The organism is Halomonas sp. E19 (assembly GCF_052439355.1).
In the GTDB taxonomy this organism is placed as follows: domain Bacteria; phylum Pseudomonadota; class Gammaproteobacteria; order Pseudomonadales; family Halomonadaceae; genus Halomonas.
This window is the reverse complement of sequence record NZ_JBNFWU010000001.1, coordinates 2,282,852-2,299,656: the sequence shown is the minus strand read 5'-3', so window position 1 is coordinate 2,299,656 and position 16,805 is coordinate 2,282,852. Positions and strand designations below refer to the sequence as shown.

The following is a 16,805-nucleotide window of genomic DNA, read 5'->3' as shown; positions in this document are numbered from 1 at the left end:
GAGGCGGTAGAGCAAGGAGGCAACCTGGCGGCAAGGATGCAGCCACAAGGAAGCCACTCTGCGCAAGGAAGCGAAAGCAAGGATGCAGAGCCTGACCCTATCTGCGGGTGATCCTCCCGCCGGCTGCCCCTCCCCTTTGAGCCGTCGGCAGGATTGCATGGCGCACTTCGCCCCCGAACTCCCACGGGGGCTTTTTTATGTCGCCCTTTCTTGCTCTTGCTCTTGCTCGTCGTCTTGCTTGTGTTCTCTTTCAAGCCATCATGCTGACTTTTTCCCGCTACTCATCTTCTAATCGGCGATAGAGGGTGCGCCTGGCGATGCCGAGGATGTCCGCAGTTCTGCGCTTGTTGCCTCCGGTGGCTTCCAGCACTTTCTGGATATAGCGTTTTTCGACCTCCTCCAGGCTTGGCCAGCGCTGCTGGGGTAGGGCCACCAGCGCGCCGCCCTGGGGTTCGACCTGGGGTATGACCCGGCGATGTTCCTGTTCATACTGGCGGATGCGCTCGGGCAGGTCGGCGTGGCTCAGCACCCCTTCTTCGGCCAGGGTCACGGCCCGCATGATGGCGTTCTCGAGTTCGCGCACGTTGCCGGGGTAGGGGTATTCCAGCAGGGCATGCAGCGCCTCCGGCTCGACTTGCTCGATGCCCTTGCCCTGGCTGGCAGCGTGCTTTTCGATCAGCGCCGAGATCAGGCGCTCGATGTCGCCGTTGCGCTCGCGCAGGGGCGGTATACGCAGCGAGAAGGTTTCCAGGCGATAGAAGAGGTCGCTGCGAAAATTGCCATCCTCGATTTCTCGTTCCAGGTCGCGGTGGGTGGCGGCAATGATGCGCACGTCCACCGACTCTTCCTTCTCCGAGCCCACGGCCTTGATGGTCTTTTCCTGCAGCGCTCGCAGTAGTTTGGCCTGCAGGCCTGGCGACATCTCCCCGATCTCGTCGAGAAACAGGCTGCCGCCGTTGGCAGCTTGAAACAGGCCCTGGCGGGCATCGCTGGCGCCGGTAAAGGCCCCCTTCACGTGACCAAAGAATTCGCTCTCCATCAGCTCCGAGGAATGCTGGCGCAGTTGATGGCCACGAACGGTCCCGTGTTGCGCTCGCTTTCGGCATGAATGGCGCGGGCCAGCAGCTCCTTGCCCGTGCCGCTCTCGCCGAGAATCAGAATGGGGGCGTCGCTCTTGGCCAGCCGGGCGGCATCGTGGAACAGGGTCTGCATCGGCTCGCTCTCGCCGACGATGCCGTGGAAATGGCCGGGCGGGCGGTCCTGGTGAAAGCGTTCGGCCAGGCGGTGATTCTCCAGCACGCGATAGACGGCCTCGCCGACGCTCTCCAGATCCAGCGGCTTGGTCAGGAAGTCGTCAGCGCCGATCTTCAGCGCCTCAACGGCCTGGTCGATGGTGCCGAAGGCAGTGATCACGATGAAGCCCAGTCGGCTGCCTTCGCTGCGCAGCTGTTCAAGCAGCTGCATGCCGCTCATGCCGGGCAGGCGAACGTCGCTAATGACCAGCGCCACGCGACTGTGGCTCAGGGTGGCCAAGGCTTCCTCTGCGCTGCTGGTGCCCAGGGTCTGATAGCCGGCTTCCTGCAGCTCTTCCTCGAGCAGCTCGAGAATGGCCGCGTCGTCCTCGACGATGAGAATCGGCAGTTCAGGTGGGTTGTGGTTTCCGTTCACTTGGCGACTCCTCCTAAGGCGGTATCGTTCAGCGGCAGCCCGACTTCAAAGCCTGCGCCGCCCAGTTCGCTGTCGAAGACGCCAACCGTACCGCCGTGATCATTGATGATGCGATGCACCATGGAGAGCCCGAGGCCGCTTCCCTGGCCGACGGGCTTGGTGGTGAAGAAAGGGTCGAACACCCGGGACTGGTTTTCCGCCGCAATGCCTGGCCCGTCATCCTCGACCCACAGGGTCAGCCAGCTATCGTCATGCCGGCACGTGATCCTTACGCGGCTGACGCCCTTGGCCTGGGCCGCGTTGCGCAGCAGGTTGGTGAGCACTTGCACCAGCTGCTGGCCGTTGGCCAGCAGTTCCGGGGTAGGCGAGGTCAGGTCCAGCTCCAGATCAATGGCATTCTGCTCAAGGTCCTCCTCAACCAGGCTGCAGCTGGTGTTGACCAGCTCGCTTAGCGACAGCGGCGCCTTCTCGACGTTGTGGCGGCGGCCCAGTTCCATAAGCTGGCGCACGATCTCGACGATGCGCTCCACCTCGCCGCGAATCCGGCCGAGCCGGGCGCGCTCGTCGTCGCCGATGCGCTCACGGCGCGAGAGGCGCTGGGCCTGGCCATTGATCACGGTAAGCGGAGCGCCGATCTCGTGCGCCACCCCTGCGGCCAGCACGCCGAGCTCGGCCAGCTTCTTCGACTTGCGCAGGCGCTTCTCCAGTTCGATCTCCTTGCGGCGGCGGGCCTCGATATCGGCATCCTTCTCGACCATGGCGTCCAGCATGCCGTTGAGCGCCGTGGCCAGCCGCTTGTACTCCTGCGGGCCTTCGACCACGGCGCGCTGGCGGCGGTCGCCCTCTTCGACGCGCTGCATGACCGCCAGCAGCCGCTCGAGCGGCCGTTCGATGTGGCGACGAAAGCCCCACCAGATGCCGAACACGATGCCGCTGGCGCCGATGATGAAGGCCAGCAGGGCAAGCTGGCTGAGCACCCCGGTGTAATTTTCGATCCCGGTATTGAGGCGATTGACCTGCAGCACGCCATGCACCTCGCCGGTGGGTGAGGTGAGCGGCTTCAGCACCGAGTAGTAGTGCCAGCCTTCGTGCTCGCGGTAGGCCGCGCGCATTTCGCGGTGCTCGGCGACATCGCGGATGACCTGGGGGCTGAACAGGGCCTGCCCCAGCCCCAGCCCATAGATCTCCTGGCCGTTGGGGTCGAATACATAGGCGCCATAGATACGGTGGAAGGAGAACGCCGAATAGAGCGACTCCTCCAGCGGTTCGGCGGCGTCACGGCTCAGGGAGTGGCTGAGGGTGGTGCCGATCACGTTGGTGATGACCTGCACTTCGCGCTCCAGGCGCGAACGCACGTTGTCCTCGAGCGACTTGATGGCCACCAGGCTAAAGATCAACAGCACCAGGAACAGCGGTGCAATGACCGTGAGAATGATGAGATTGCGTAGGCGCATGTGGGCTCGCCGGCTGGTCGGGAGAAGTCGGCGCCGCCGAAAGGGGCGGTGCCGTGGCGGTCATTCGGTTGGTACCAGTCGGTACAGGCTGCCCTGTGCGGCGTCGTCGAGCAGATAGATGGCCCCGTCCGGCCCTGTCGAACGTCGCGGATGCGCCCGATCTGGCCATCAAGCACGATCTCACTGGCGGTGACCTGTCCGTTCTCGATCACCAGACGCTGCAGTTGTTCGCTGCGCAGGCCGCCGGCCAGCAGATGGTGCTCCCAGGCGGGGAAGGTGTCCCCGCTGACCTGGGTCAGGCCGGATGGCGCGAAGCGCCCTCGAAGACGTGCACGGGCTCGCGCATGCCGGGCAGCGAGCGCTCGCCGATGGGGGCACGCGTGGCGTAGTCCGCTCCTGGCTCACCTCGGGCCAGCCGTAGTTCTCGCCGGCCATCAGGTAGTTGAGTTCGTCGCCGCCCAGCGGGCCGTGCTCGGTGGCCCAGGCCTCGCCCTGGGCGTCGACGATCAGGCCCTGGATGTTGCGGTTGCCGAGCGTGAAGAGCTCATCGAGGGCGTTGTCGTCGATGAAGGGGTTGTCGGTGGGAGCCTGCCCGGTGGCCGTCAGGCGCAGCACGCTGCCGGCATGATCGTCGCTTGCCTGGGCGCGCTCCGGCGACTGGCCACGGTCACCGATGCTCATCAGCAGGGTGCCGTCGGGCCGCCAGGCAAGGCGGGAACCATAGTGGCGGCCGGGGCTGGAGTAGCGTGACTGTTCGAACAGGGTCTCGACGTCAGTCAGGCTCGTTTCGGCGAGCCGAGCGCGGCTCAGCGCGGTGGCAGTGCGGCCGCTGTCGGGCTTGCTCCAGGTGAAGTAGATCCAGTCGTTTTCGCCATCGCCATAGTCGGGATGCAGGGCGAGATCGAGCAGCCCGCCCTGGCCATGGGCGTGCACCTCGGGGACTCCACCTAGGTGGGTGATTTCGCCGCCGGGTTCGACCAGTGCCAGTCGTCCGGCACGCTCGCTGACCAAGTAGCGCCCATCCGGCAGGAAGGCCAGCGCCCAGGGTTCTCGAATCCGCTGGCGAGTCGCTCCAGGCGCAGGTCATGGTGTTCGGTGGAGATAGGCGCTTCGATGAGTTCGGCGGCCTGAGCGGTGGCGGCTCCTGCCATCAGCGGGGCCAGTAGCCATTTGCATGACGCATGCATCCCGTCGTTCTCCCTTTGTTGATGTTCCGCTATCAGGATAGTGACTCCCCGGCAGCGTGGGTGTTCCGATCACCCAGCGTTGGCTCGTGACGCAGCCTGCCCGCATGCTACAGCAACAGCGCCAGCAATATCGGCAGATAGAGCAGCGAGAGCAGCGTGGAGCAGAACACCAGGCTGGCGACATACTCCGGCTCGCGACCGGCACGCTGCGCGAACAGGTAGTTGAATACCGCCACCGGCATACTCATCTGCAGCACCAGGATGCTCAGTGCCAGCGGCGGCGGCTGCAGCAGGCTGCCGATGCCCCAGGCCAGCAACGCGGCCAGCGGCAGGCGCAGCAGGCTGAAGCCCACGCCGGACGACAGGCTCTTCACCTGGATGCTGGCCAGTGAGACACCCAGCGTGATCAGCATCAGCGGCACGGTGAAACCCGAGATCAGCTCCACGCTGTTGTAGAGCCAGCGCGGCAGCGTGGTATCGGTCAATAGCAGCGTCAAGGCGAGCAGGATGGCATAGACGGTGGGCGTGCGGGCGAGGGTCTTCAACGGGCTGCCCTGGCTCGACAGCACCGCGCCCAGGGTGAACTGGAACAGCGATACCGTCACCATCACAGTAATGCCGAAGGCGAACCCAGCGCTGCCGAAGGCATACAGCACCACCGGCAGGCCCATGTTGCCCGTGTTGGGATACATCATCGGTGCCAGCAGCACGCGCCAATCGCGCTGCAGCAGCCTGGCTACGATGAAGGTGGCGCCTCCCAAGGTAATCATCACCAGGGCAGTGGCGAGCATGGTGCGGCCGAAGCTGCCGGCGTCGATCTCGGCCCCGGCGAGAGAGGCCAGCACCAGCGCCGGGGTGCCGATGTTGAACACCAGCCGGGTGACGAACTCGACGGGATAAGGATGCCCCAGGCGAATCCAGGTATAGCCGAGCCCGGCGCCTGCAAGAACGGGCGCCATCACGGCGAAGAGGTTGGCGAGCATGGCATCCTCGAAAGATAAGCAGGCGAAACATTGTCGTGAATCATGCCCGGCCGATGCAAGCGCTCACTCCGCGGCGGGCATTTTGTCCTGCAAGCCGGGCTTGGCGTGAGCCGCTCCGGGGCCTGCCGAGCTGTGCCGCTTGCGGTTGCGCACAGGCGAACATGTCGTTCGGCGTTGGCTCGACGTTTTTGAGGGTGAGATTGATTAACATTCGTTGCCTGCCAACTCTCTCTAGGAAACCCCATGTCATCGATCTCTCGTACGCTATGGCTGCTCTTGCTGTCCGGCTCCCTGGCGGCTCCCGTTGCACAGGCCATGGAGCCGCTGCGGGTGGCCGGCCCACGCCTGGATGATCCCCAGGCACCGATCTTCACCTCCTTCACCGAGGCCACCGGCATTGCCGTGGCGCTGGTGACCCTGCCCATGGACGAGCTCTCGGCGGCACTGGCCGAGAGCGCGCAGCACGGGGTGGAGCCTCCCGTCGATGTGCTGATGGTCGTCGACAGCGGCACCATCCAAGGCCAGGTGGCGGAAGGCTGGTTCCAGCCGGTTGAGTCCACGCGGCTGGCTGAGCGCGTGCCTGAAGGGCTGCGCGATCTCGCGGCGGGGTGGAGCGGCTATGCGACCCGCGCGCGGGTGATCTACGTCAACCCCGACAAGCTGGCGTGGGTTCCGCAGAGCTACGAAGCGCTGGCCGACAAGCGCCTGGCCGGCCGGCTGTGCCTCGGCAATGGCCGTTCGCCCTATAACGCGTCGCTGGTAAGCTCGATGCTAGCGCATCACGGCGAGGCCGGCGCCGAGGTTTGGGGCGAGGCGCTGATGGCGAACCTGGCCCAGCCGACCGGCGGCCGTGACGGCGAGCTGCTGCGCGCCGTGGCTGAACCCGGTGAGTGCGCCGTGACCCTGGCCAACCACTACTATTACCTGCGCATGCTGGCCTCGGACGACGCCGAGGAACGGGCCTTGGCCGAGCAACTCGAGTTGATCTGGCCCAACCAGCAGGGCGAAGGGCTTGAGGGCGTGGCGCCTACCGCAACGTGGCTGGATTTGCCATGGTGCGTGGCACCCCCATGCTGAGGCGGCGCTGCGCTTCCTCGAGCATACCGCCGGGGACGAGGTGCAGCGTGACGTGGCCGATGGGATCTTCTACCCGGTCGTCGAGGGCGTGAGCGACGTCGAGGCCGAGCGCCAGCTCGGGGAAGCGCGCATGGATGCCATCGCGATGCCCGAGCTGGGCCGCCACTACCCGGCGGCTGTTGCGTTGCTGGAACGGCTCGGCTGGCAGTAACGCCATGGTGGGGGAGGCGGCTCTCGGGTAAGCTTCGCTGGCTAACGACAAGGACACGCGAATGACGACTTCCGCCTCTCCCAACAGCTTCCACGCGCTGGTGCGCCTGCTGCGCTATGCGCGCGGCTACCGACGCCGCATCGTTGCCGCCACCACCTGCTCGGTGATCAACAAGATCTTCGACATCGCACCGGAGATCCTCATCGGCGTGGCCATCGACGTGGTGGTCAACCAGGAGCGCAGCTTCGTCGCCCGGCTCGGCTTCACCACGCCCCAGGAGCAGATCCTGGTGCTCGCCGTGCTTACCTTCTTCATCTGGGCCGGCGAGTCCATCTTCGAATATCTCTACAAGATCCTGTGGCGCAACCTGGCCCAGCGGCTGCAGGCCGACATGCGCCTGGACACCTACGAGCACGCTCAGCGTCTCGACATGGCCTACTTCGAGTCGAAGAGTTCGGGCCAGCTGGTGGCGACCATGAACGACGACGTCAACCAGCTCGAACGCTTTCTGGACGGCGGCGCCAACTCGCTGATCCAGGTCGGCGTCACCGTGGTGGCAGTGGGTGCGGTGTTCTTCGTCATCTCGCCGCTGATCGCACTGCTCGCCTTCACGCCGATCCCATTGATCATCTGGGGCGCCTTCTTCTTCCAGCGCAAGGCTGGCCCGCTCTACGCCGACGTGCGCGAGAAGGTGGGCGATCTCGCCAGCCGGCTCTCCAACAACCTGGCCGGCATCGCCACCATCAAGAGCTTCACCAGCGAGGCGCGCGAGGCCGAGCGGCTGCGCACGGTCAGTGAGGCCTACGTAGAAGCCAACCGTCGCGCCATCCGGGTCAGCTCCGCCTTCATCCCGGTGATCCGCATGGCGATTTTGGCCGGCTTTCTGGCCACCTTCACCGTGGGCGGCATGCTGGCGCTGCGCGGCGACCTCAACGTGGGCGCCTACGGCGTGCTGGTGTTCCTCACCCAGCGCCTGTTGTGGCCGCTCACCGGCCTCGCCGAGGTGATCGACCTGTTTGAACGCGCCATGGCCAGCACGCGGCGCATCCTCGACCTGCTGGCGGTACCGATCACGGTGAAGGACAACGAAGGCCAGCCGCTGGCCGAGCCGGTGCGCGGCGAGGTGAGCTTCAGTGATATCAGCTTCCGCTATGCGGCCAGCGGCGTCGGCGTCGATGGCATCAGCCTGCACGTGCCCGCCGGCAACACCCTGGCGCTAGTGGGGGCCACCGGCTCCGGCAAGTCGACCCTGATGAAGCTGCTGCTGCGCTTCTACGACCCCTCGGCCGGCGAGGTGCGCATCGATGGCCAACCGATCGCCGAGGTCAGTCTCGAATCGCTGCGCCGTGCCATCGGTCTGGTGAGTCAGGATGTCTATCTGTTCGAGGGTTCGATCCGCGACAACATCGCCTATGGCAGGCCCGACGCCTCTGAGGAGGCGGTGATCGAGGCGGCGCGCACCGCCGAAGCGTGGGAGTTCATCCAGGCGCTGCCGCAGGGGCTCGATACCCCCGTGGGCGAGCGCGGCGTGCGCCTCTCCGGAGGCCAGCGTCAGCGGCTTTCCCTGGCCCGGGCGCTGCTCAAGAACCCACCGATCCTGGTGCTCGACGAGGCCACCAGCGCGGTGGACAACGAGACCGAGGCGGCCATCCAACGCTCGCTGGCCAAGATCGGCCACGGCCGCACCGTGATCATGATCGCTCACCGGCTCTCCACCATCGTTCACGCCGACGAGATCTTGGTCGTCGACGGCGGGCGGGTGGTGGAGCAGGGCAGCCATGCCGAGCTGCTCGAGCGCGGTGGCCGCTACGCCGCGCAGTGGCGGGTGCAGACCGGCGCGCTGACGGCCAGTTTCCGCGAAGGAGAGATCAGCGATGCATGATTTGCCCGCGCTGGCCGGGGTGATCGCGCAAGGCCGGGCTTGGGTTGGCGGTACGTGGCGTTGGCACGTCGAGCCGGGCGCTGCGCGAAGCATGCAGTCTTCATTACTACAACAAGGGCTTGGCCGGCTCATGCCGGGCCGAGCCCTTGGCGGTATTGCGTTTCTCAGCGCTTGATCAATACGGCATCCAGGCTGACCGGCACGTCATCGCCGATCTGCTCATAGCCAAGCAGCAGCATCACCGTGCGCAGGGAGGCGTCAGCCATCAGGGCCTGGCCGTCGAGCGAGACCCGCTCGGCGTTGGTGACCTGAACCTGCCCGCTGCCGGTTTTGGTGAAGCGCACCGGCAGCGACTCCTCGCGCACAACATTGCCCGACTGGACCCGCATCGTCAGGGTTTCCACCAACGAATCGCCCACCGTCAGCCGCTCCAGCCGCTCCGGCGGGAACTGGGTGGTCAGAGTGGCCATGGGCCGCTCGGTTAGGCCGGAGAGCCAGGGCGGCAGCGGCCCCAGCCGCTCCACCACGTCGCTCTGATTGAGCCGCAGCGGCAGCTGTAGGGTGCCGCTGGCATCCGCGCTGCCGGAGAGTCGACGCACCTCGTGCTGGCGTGGTACCGGGCCATCGGGTGTGATCTGCATGACGGTGGCAGATACGCGTGAGTGCTCGGGAGCCAGCTCCCAGGCCGCCAGCGGCAGGGCAAGCAGCAGGGTGGAAGCACCCAAGGCCAGCATGGAAAAAGAGGACAATAAGCGTTTCATGGACGGCGTATCTCCTGGAGCGAAAAGGCTCACCCCAAAGACACGCCAAACGCCGGGAAGTGCCCGGCACAGCGGCGCGAATTTGCCGCCGCCCAGGCTCTGGCCACACCCACCAGCTTTCGCTATCATACGGCGGCGCAATGCAGGGCCTATAGCTCAGTTGGTTAGAGCAGGGGACTCATAATCCCTTGGTCGCTGGTTCGAGTCCAGCTGGGCCCACCATCCTCTGTTACCTTCTCGATCTACTGCTATTCGGCAAGTTTATGGCTCTTGCCCAGTTACCATGCGCAATGTGGCTTCGCTGGTTTTTAGCATTCAATGGCGGGTTACAAAGCTCCCGAACAGCTCCATCGCCACTCCATAGGCCGCCGGGAGCTAAGGGACGATTTCGTCACCCATCACTGCATCATCATCGCGCTTCCTTCCTCGGGCTTGCGCCGCTTGCTTCCATCAGCGTGTCACCCGTTCCAAAAGAGGGCGGCTTTTCGACGACGCCCGCAAGATAGCGTCGGGCGAGCACGGCACACGCCATCAGCTGGATCTGGTGAAAGATCAATAGCGGTAACAGCATCGGGCCCAGCGCGGCGCCGGGGAACAGAACCTGGGCCATGGGCACGCCCGTGGCCATGCTTTTCTTGGAAGCGCAGAACACGATGGTCACTTCATCGTCGCGGCTGAAACGCAGCCACTGGGCCAGTCGAGTCGTCAGCCACAGGACCAGGGCGAGCAGCACGCAGCAGACCAGGGTCAGGCTGAGCAGTGCGGTCGGGGATACGCTGTGCCACAGCCCGGAGACGACCGAAGCGCTGAAGGCGGTATAGACCACCAGCAGGATCGAGCCTTGGTCCACCCCGGTGAGCCAGTGTCGGTTGCGCTCTACCCAGACGCCAATCACCGGCCGGGCGAGATGGCCCGCGACAAACGGGAGCAGTAGCTGAAGACTGATCTTGCCGACGGAATCGACGAGGGCAATGCTGCTGCCGGCGTCCTGAGCATCCAATAGCCACAGCAGCAGCAGCGGGGTGAGCAGAATGCCGATGAGGCTGGAGGAGGAGGCGCTGCAGATCGCCGCAGGCACGTTGCCACGTGCCAGGGATGTGAAGGCGATGGCCGATTGGACGGTACCCGGCAGCACGCACAGGTAGAGCACCCCCAGGGCCAGCTGCTCGCCCAGCAGTGGGCTCAGCAGGGGTGCAGCAGCAGGCCGATCAGCGGAAAGGCACCGAAGGTAAACACGAAGATGACGAGATGCAGGCGCCAATGGGTCGCACCGGCAATGATCGCCTGGCGTGACAGCTTGGCGCCATGCAGAAAGAAGAGCAGGGCGATGGCCGCCTGGGTCAGCAGTTCGAAGCCGCTGGCCGCCGCTCCTCGCGCCGGCAGCAGGCTGGCGATGAGCACGACCGCGATCAGGATCAGGGTGAAGGCATCGAGATTCGCCTTGAGGGTTTTCAACATGATCGATGCTCCTAGGTGGAAAGCTTTTCCACAAGATCATATCCTCGTGTCGTCAGGAGCTTTTGCGGATATCGGAAGTGATTCGTCGAGAAACGGACATGCTGGCCGCCCTTGCTGCCTTGTCACGGCTGCCAAGGCCGCTCTATGGCAGTGAGCACTCGCTTCCCAACCAGGCGATCGGCCATCCCCACCGCCATCCCTGGGCACAGCTCTCCCATGCCCTGCGCGGCACCCTGCGTGTGGAGACCGAGCGCGGGCATTTCCTGGCTCCTCCAGGCCAGGCGGCCTGGGTGCCGGCGGGCATGCGTCATGCGGTGCGCTGTTCACCGGGTACCGTCATCCGTAGCCTCTACGTCGCGGCTGATGCCGTTCCCTCCTTGAGCCAACGCTGCCGCGTGCTGCGTATCGATGCGCTGCTGCGAGAGCTGATCCAGGCCTTCAGCCAACTACCGGAAGCGTATGACGAGAGCGGGGCGGATGGCCGGTTGGCCGCGGTCCTGATCGACCGGCTGGCAGTGGCCGAAGAGGCCGGTATCAGGCTGCCCTGGCCGGAAGATCCTCGCCTGCAGGCACTTTGCCGCCATCTTCAGGCGCGCCCCGACGACCGCGCCGGACTGGAGGAGCATGCTGAACGCTTCGGGGTATCAGGGCGCACGCTTAGTCGCTGGTTTCTCGCCCAGACCGGGCTGAACTTTCGGCAATGGCGCAAGCGCTGTCGCGTGATTGCCGCCTTGCCGCTGCTGGAACGAGGGGAGCGCGTTACGGATGCCGCGCTGGCGTGCGGCTACGACAGCTTGTCCGCTTTTATTGCCGCCTTTCATGAACAGCTTGGGGTTCCGCCCGGCGCCTTCCAGCAGGAGGGGGCGCGGGTGGGTGACAGCGACGCCCGCTCTTACAAGCCAGGCGCCGCCGCAAGGTGGCGCCTGGTGGTGCGGTCAGGGTGGGCTCAGGCGGCTACCAGGCCCGCCTTTTTCGCTGCGTTGGGCGCAGTGCCCAGGGTGAGGGTAACCGCAGGGACGGGTGCCTGGGCCTCTGTCAGCTTGAACCTGGCAACGGCTTCATCCAGGCGCTGCGCTTCGGCCTGGAGCTGGCTGGCGGCCAGGCTGGCCTGCTCGACCAGGGTGGCGTTCTGCTGGGTGGTGTGATCCATGTCGCCTACCGCGGTGTTGACCTCGCCAATGCCGGCACGCTGCTCGTTGGAAGCCATGGCGATCTCATCCACCAAGGCGTTTACCCGCTGTACCGAGGTCATGATCGAGGCCATGGTGCTGCTGGCGCTGTCGGCCTGCTGGGTGCCGGCCTCTACCTGACGCACGGCAGTCTCGATCAGCTGGCGAATCTCCGTGGCGGCGTCGGCGCTGCGCGTGGCGAGGTTGCGGACTTCGTTGGCCACCACCGCAAAGCCTCGACCGTGTTCACCGGCACGAGCCGCTTCCACCGAGGCATTCAAGGCCAGAATGTTGGTTTGAAAGGTGATGGAGTCGATCAATCCGATGATCTCCGTGACCTGCTGCGAGCTTTCGCGGATCTCCTGCATCCCGAGCACCACGTGAGCCACGACGTCGCCCCCTTCATGGGCCCGCTCGGCCGCCTCCCGGGCCATGGCGCTAGCCAGCGAGGCATTCTCGCTGTTGCGCTCCATCGTGGACGCCATTTCTTCCATGCTCGACGCCGTTTCTGACAAGGAGGCGGACTGGCGCTCGGTACGCGCCGCGAGGTCGCGGTTGCCGCTGGCGATTTCGCGTGAGTGGGCAAGGATCTCCGCGCTGCTGTCGCGCACCGTGACCACGGTGGAGGCCAGGCCCTGCTGCATCGCGGCAAGGGCCGCGTAAAGTTTGCCGATCTCATTTCTGCCGTGGGTCTCGATGGTCGCAGAGAGGTCGCCGGCGGCCATGCGCTGGAAGTGCTGCACAATGCGCTCCAGGGGACGAATCAAGTTGGCGCTCATGCCTCGGTAGACGACGCCGATCACCGCCAGGGCAATGAGGAAGACGAAGACGATCACCCGCTGTGCGGTCGTGACCACCGAGCCGAAGCTCTCCGCTCGTGCAGCCCCTTCGGCCTCCACCTGGTGAAAGAAACCCACGGCAGCCTGATAGAAACTGGCGTTCTGCGTGGCGGCCCGCTCACGCAGTGCCCGGTAGCCGGCAAGATCGCCGCTGGCCAGCGCTTCGGCCTGTGGCCGCAAGCTGTTCTCCAGTAGGGCATGGAAACTGGCTTCAATGGGGCCCATCAGCTGCGCATGCTCGGAGCGAACGGGCAGCTCGAGAAAGAGGCTGAAGATGCTGGCCACTTCATCGAGCTGCGCGCTGAGCCGCTGGGCGTCGGCCTGGATAGCGGCGTTGCCGGTGCCACTGACCTCACGGGAGCGTTCGAGCAGCGCTTCATAAACGTCGGCCATGTCGATGCGGGTGCTCAGCAGCACCGAGTTGGCCCGGTTGAGTGCGGCCTGTTGGGTGACGTTCACCGCGCTGAAGGTATCGAAGTTGCGCTGGCTATGCTGAACGGCATAGAGCCCCATGGCACTCAGGGCGATCAACAGGCAAAGAAAGGTGAGCAGGACCAGCGTCCAGCTCATTCTGACGGAAAGGTGGTTCAGGCTTTTCACTTCTTACTCCTGGTGGCCCTGGACGGGGCGCAAGATGCATCGCGTGGAAACGAAGGCTCGGCCCCGGGGGCCGAGCCGGTCTCAGCTGCTGCTGGCGTTACCAGCCGAGCCTTCCTGCCGATGGGAGCGAAGTGAGGACTCGCGGGCTTGAAGGGGCTGCAGTCGGCGCTGTCATCGGTGCGGGCCATGAGCTCGCGCTCGCGCTCCTCGTCGGCCAGGGTGACCCTGGGCAGCAGCAGATTGAGGCTGAACGCGGTAATGGCCGCCACTACGATGGGTGAGCCGCCGATCACGCTTTGTATCCAGGTGGGGAGCTGCGCTATCGCTTCGGGCACCTGGGCAATGCCGAGGCTCAGCGCCAGCGACAGGCCGACGATGGTCATGTTGCGAGCCGAAAGCTCATCCTTGATCAGCAGCTTGATGCCGGTCATGGTGATCATGCCGAAGACGATGACCGTGGCACCGCCGAGCACGGATAGGGGATGGTCGTTACCAGGGCGCTGAACTTGGGGCTGAACCCGGCCAGCAGCATGAAGCCACCGGCGAGCGCCAGCACGAAGCGGCTGATCACGCGGGTCATTGCCACGATGCCGACATTCTGGCTGAAGGTGGCGGTGGGCAGGGCGCCGAAGAAGGCGCTCAGCGCGGTGGTCAAGCCGTTGCCCAGCAGGCCGCCGGTGAGTTCACGCGTCTTCAGCTCGCGGTTCATGCCGCCCACGGTGGTGGCGGAAAGATCGCCGATGGTCTGCACCGAGTTGATCACGCAGATAATCACCATGGCGATGATTGCCGAGGTATGAAACTCCAGCTCGAAGGGCATGAACTGCGGTACTGCCACCCAGCCGGCTTCGGCCACCGACTCGAAGCTGACCATGCCGAGCAGCAGCGACAGCAGGTAGCCCACCACGATGCCGACGATGATGGCCGAGAGCTTCACCACGCCCTTGCCGAACTGCGAGGCGATCAGCACCGTGGTCAGGGTGACCAGGGCCACGAACCAGTTGATCGGCTCGCCGAAGCCAGGCGCTTGTACGTTGCCGCTTCCCGCCATGTAGCGAATCGCGATGTCGTAGAGCGACAGCCCGATTACCAGTACCACAGTGCCGGCGACCACCGGTGGAAACAGGTGGCGGATGTACTGAATGAAGTAGCCCACCACGAGCATGCTGATGCCGCCGATGAGCTGGGCGCCGAGGATGCCGGCAATGCCGAACTGACTGCCCACGGCGATCAGCGTTGGCACATAGGCGAAGCCCACGCCGAAGATGGCCGGCAGGCGGGCGCCGAATTTCCAGAAGCCATAGAGCTGAAACAGCGTACTGAAGCCTGACGCCAGGACGGCGACCTGAATCAATAGGAGTCGCTCCTCCACGCTGGCGCCTATCACGCCTGCCACGATGATGGGCGGCGTGATGACCCCGGCGATCATCGCCAGTACATGCTGCAGCGAGAGGGGCAGGGCCTTGCCTAGGGACGGCCTGCCGTGAAAGTCAAAGATGGAGGCGTTGACTTGCTTGGGCATAGGATTTCCGATCTGTTCTTGGAATTGTATTACTTAGTGAGCTGCTAATGACTACCGTAGCCTATAAAATTGTATACTAAAATCCTTTTTTCGTATCCTGTGCAGCCTGGCAGGCACCTCTGTCGCCTGCAGCGCGCTCACAAGCGCAACGGCCGCCCTATGGGGAGCGGCCGTTGCGTACGTGGCACAAGCAGGTCGACGGCACTCAGGGCCAGCGCAGGTCCACCGCGATCGGGTCGTGGTCGGAGGAGCGGAAGGGGTCGGGACGGAAGTAGGCTGCCGCATTGCCCGGTGCGGCGTAGCCGAGGAACGGGGGCTCGTCGGCGTTGATCGGCCACGGCTGCACCGCTGCCACCGCCGCGGCCAGCCCGGGGCTGGCCATGGCATGATCCAGATAGCCCGACTCACCGCGGAACACATAGGTATAGCGTTGTTCCGGCGGCAGCCTTGCGGCCATCAGGTCGACCATGCCCGTGCCGGTCAGGGTTCGAATCGGGTCCTCGGCACCGTAGGCGTTGAGATCACCCAGCAGCAGCAGGGACGATTGCCCTTCGGCCGCAGCCAGGCGGCCTAAAAAGCGTTCAAGGCCTGGGCCTGTTCCACCCGACGCTGGTTCCAGCAGCCCTGGCCGCGGTCGATATCGCCCCGGGGCGGGCAGCCGGTCTTCGACTTGAAGTGCGCGGTGACAACCCCGAACGTCGAACCACCTTCCGCCCTGCGGAAGAAGGCCGCCAGCGGCGGGCGGTGGTGGGCTGGATGGGGGTCGGCGTGGAGCTCGCTCACGGCCTCGACCCGGTCGGGCCGGTAGAGCAGGGCAAGCTTGATGGCATCGCTGCCGCGGTCGACACTGCCGCCGACCGCACGATAGCGGACCCCGGTGCGCTCGCTGAGCTGCTCGACCAGGTCGGCGAGTGCGCGCGGGTCGTTCTCTACTTCCACCAGCGCGAGGATGTCGGCCTGCAGGCCCGCTACCGCCGCGGCGAGCTTGGCCCGCTGGCGCTCCAGCGCGGCGGCACTCTCGGCGCCGCGCTGGCCCAGGGTGACGAAATAGTTCTCGACGTTGAACGTTGCCACGCGCAGGTGGTCACCCGGTTCGGGCAAGGGCGCCGGGCGCGGGTTGGCGGCCACGAAGCGTGGCTCGAGGGTCGGGTGCAGACGGTAGGCGTCGAAGGCGTGGGTTAGTATCCCTGTCAGGCCCTGTACGGTGCTGCCGACGCGTCGGCTGCCGTTCTCGTCCACGTAGGGGATGGGGCTCGGAGAGGCGCGGTAGCTGCCGTCGTCGAGCTCGAGAATGTCCCGCGGCTGGGGCTCGTCGGGCGTATTCGTGGGGCGGAACAGGCGGTTGGCGGCCAGTCTCAGGGTGCCGTAGCGGCCAAGCTCGTAGTTGCCGGTCACGGTCAGCGGCTGAGGAAACGTGAGCAGCAGCCCTTCCTTGCGTGACAGCTGCGCGTTGCTGAGCGGCCATGCTACCGGCAGCGGTTCAGGCAGCCGGTCGCCGACGCAGGTCTCGATCCGCTCGACCCGCTGCAACTGGGTCTGGCCGCGGTACTCGCCGGTGCGGGCATGCAGCTGCAGGTGAGCACCGGGGACGATGAGCCCGGCCTGGTTCGACGAAGGCTGCGGCAGGTAGACGAACAGGCCGACGGGGCCATGCTCGGTCTCCTGCTGCAGGTAGAAGCCATTGAGCCGTTCGCGGCCGAGAAACTCGCCGGTCACCACTCCGTCGACGATCACTTCCTGGCCGGAGGGCAGGGCCGGGCGCTTGTCGATACCTTTGACGACGGCCAGGTCGGCGCTGGACGGGACGGGGCAGCTGGCCGACGCCGGTGCGCTTGTCAGCAGCAGGGACATCAGCCACGCCAGGGCGGCCAGGGGAAGGTGCCGCCCCTTGCCGCATGGGCGGGGCTGGGAACTATCGGTCAGTAAGAAAGGCATGTCCCGGCGCTCGCTAGAGACCAGTAGAGGGGCATTTCGCCCCTTTGGCCGCTGTGGGG

General features: G+C 65.4%; 13 protein-coding genes, 1 tRNA gene and 4 pseudogenes. 5 read left to right on the top strand and 13 right to left on the bottom strand.

From position 1 onward, the window contains the following. Positions 1 to 277: 277 nt before the first annotated feature. From ACUDAL_RS12070 to ACUDAL_RS12040, 7 genes and pseudogenes are all read right to left on the bottom strand, one after another. On the bottom strand, positions 278 to 559 hold the full coding sequence (locus ACUDAL_RS12070; protein WP_444679372.1) for a helix-turn-helix domain-containing protein: 282 nt from the start codon (positions 557 to 559) through the stop codon (positions 278 to 280). Continuing rightward, positions 536 to 1,668 (bottom strand): annotated as a pseudogene (locus ACUDAL_RS12065) (sigma-54-dependent transcriptional regulator); the annotation flags it as partial. The pseudogene ACUDAL_RS12065 and the gene ACUDAL_RS12070, both read right to left, overlap by 24 nt. After that, the gene (locus tag ACUDAL_RS12060; protein ID WP_444678299.1) at positions 1,665 to 3,122 is read right to left on the bottom strand and encodes an ATP-binding protein; all 1,458 of its coding nucleotides are present in this window, start codon (positions 3,120 to 3,122) and stop codon (positions 1,665 to 1,667) included. The gene ACUDAL_RS12060 and the pseudogene ACUDAL_RS12065, both read right to left, overlap by 4 nt. Beyond that, complete coding sequence (locus tag ACUDAL_RS12055; protein ID WP_444679371.1) at positions 3,062 to 3,376, bottom strand: hypothetical protein; 315 nt, start codon at positions 3,374 to 3,376, stop codon at positions 3,062 to 3,064. The genes ACUDAL_RS12060 and ACUDAL_RS12055 overlap by 61 nt, the downstream gene beginning before the upstream one ends. Next, positions 3,303 to 4,133 (bottom strand): PQQ-dependent sugar dehydrogenase, encoded by an 831-nt coding sequence (locus ACUDAL_RS12050; protein WP_444678298.1) that lies wholly within the window; start codon positions 4,131 to 4,133, stop codon positions 3,303 to 3,305. Before ACUDAL_RS12050 ends, ACUDAL_RS12055 begins: the two co-directional genes overlap by 74 nt. After that, positions 4,070 to 4,309, bottom strand: a complete 240-nt coding sequence (locus ACUDAL_RS12045) for a hypothetical protein (RefSeq protein ID WP_444678297.1) — start codon at positions 4,307 to 4,309, stop codon at positions 4,070 to 4,072. Before ACUDAL_RS12045 ends, ACUDAL_RS12050 begins: the two co-directional genes overlap by 64 nt. Before the next feature lie 107 nt (positions 4,310 to 4,416). Then, positions 4,417 to 5,292 (bottom strand): AEC family transporter, encoded by an 876-nt coding sequence (locus tag ACUDAL_RS12040; RefSeq protein ID WP_444678296.1) that lies wholly within the window; start codon positions 5,290 to 5,292, stop codon positions 4,417 to 4,419. A gap of 243 nt (positions 5,293 to 5,535) precedes the next feature. On the opposite strand from ACUDAL_RS12040, the gene ACUDAL_RS12035 reads away from it, so the two are divergent. The 3 genes from ACUDAL_RS12035 (at position 5,536) to ACUDAL_RS12025 (ending at position 8,462) form a co-directional block, all read left to right on the top strand. Beyond that, positions 5,536 to 6,369 (top strand): extracellular solute-binding protein, encoded by an 834-nt coding sequence (locus ACUDAL_RS12035; RefSeq protein ID WP_444678295.1) that lies wholly within the window; start codon positions 5,536 to 5,538, stop codon positions 6,367 to 6,369. 52 nt (positions 6,370 to 6,421) lie between these two features. Next, the gene (locus ACUDAL_RS12030; protein ID WP_444678294.1) at positions 6,422 to 6,580 is read left to right on the top strand and encodes a hypothetical protein; all 159 of its coding nucleotides are present in this window, start codon (positions 6,422 to 6,424) and stop codon (positions 6,578 to 6,580) included. Positions 6,581 to 6,641: 61 nt separating this feature from the next. Beyond that, complete coding sequence (locus ACUDAL_RS12025; RefSeq protein ID WP_444678293.1) at positions 6,642 to 8,462, top strand: ABC transporter ATP-binding protein; 1,821 nt, start codon at positions 6,642 to 6,644, stop codon at positions 8,460 to 8,462. A gap of 164 nt (positions 8,463 to 8,626) precedes the next feature. Here the strand turns inward: ACUDAL_RS12025 and ACUDAL_RS12020 are convergent, their stop codons facing one another. Next, the gene (locus ACUDAL_RS12020) at positions 8,627 to 9,223 is read right to left on the bottom strand and encodes a YceI family protein (RefSeq protein ID WP_444678292.1); all 597 of its coding nucleotides are present in this window, start codon (positions 9,221 to 9,223) and stop codon (positions 8,627 to 8,629) included. Between the two features lie 145 nt (positions 9,224 to 9,368). Here ACUDAL_RS12020 and ACUDAL_RS12015 point away from each other — a divergent pair. Then, positions 9,369 to 9,445: transfer RNA gene (locus tag ACUDAL_RS12015), tRNA-Ile, on the top strand. Positions 9,446 to 9,632: 187 nt separating this feature from the next. Here the strand turns inward: ACUDAL_RS12015 and ACUDAL_RS12010 are convergent. Further along, positions 9,633 to 10,681: pseudogene (locus tag ACUDAL_RS12010) on the bottom strand (bile acid:sodium symporter family protein). A 5-nt stretch (positions 10,682 to 10,686) separates the two neighbouring features. Here ACUDAL_RS12010 and ACUDAL_RS12005 point away from each other — a divergent pair. Then, positions 10,687 to 11,526 (top strand): annotated as a pseudogene (locus tag ACUDAL_RS12005) (helix-turn-helix domain-containing protein); the annotation flags it as partial. A 101-nt stretch (positions 11,527 to 11,627) separates the two neighbouring features. Here the strand turns inward: ACUDAL_RS12005 and ACUDAL_RS12000 are convergent. The 4 genes and pseudogenes from ACUDAL_RS12000 to ACUDAL_RS11985 form a co-directional block, all read right to left on the bottom strand. Continuing rightward, a complete protein-coding gene (locus ACUDAL_RS12000; protein ID WP_444678291.1) occupies positions 11,628 to 13,289 on the bottom strand; it encodes a methyl-accepting chemotaxis protein in 1,662 nt (553 codons plus the stop codon). Further along, a pseudogene (locus tag ACUDAL_RS11995) lies at positions 13,286 to 14,718 on the bottom strand (uracil-xanthine permease family protein). Before ACUDAL_RS11995 ends, ACUDAL_RS12000 begins: the two are co-directional and overlap by 4 nt. A gap of 298 nt (positions 14,719 to 15,016) precedes the next feature. Further along, positions 15,017 to 15,430 (bottom strand): endonuclease/exonuclease/phosphatase family protein, encoded by a 414-nt coding sequence (locus ACUDAL_RS11990; RefSeq protein ID WP_444679370.1) that lies wholly within the window; start codon positions 15,428 to 15,430, stop codon positions 15,017 to 15,019. After that, positions 15,382 to 16,662 carry an ExeM/NucH family extracellular endonuclease gene (locus ACUDAL_RS11985; RefSeq protein WP_444678290.1) on the bottom strand — a complete coding sequence of 427 codons (1,281 nt, stop codon included), beginning with the start codon at positions 16,660 to 16,662 and terminating at the stop codon, positions 15,382 to 15,384. The genes ACUDAL_RS11990 and ACUDAL_RS11985 overlap by 49 nt, the downstream gene beginning before the upstream one ends. Between the last annotated feature and the right edge of the window lie 143 nt (positions 16,663 to 16,805).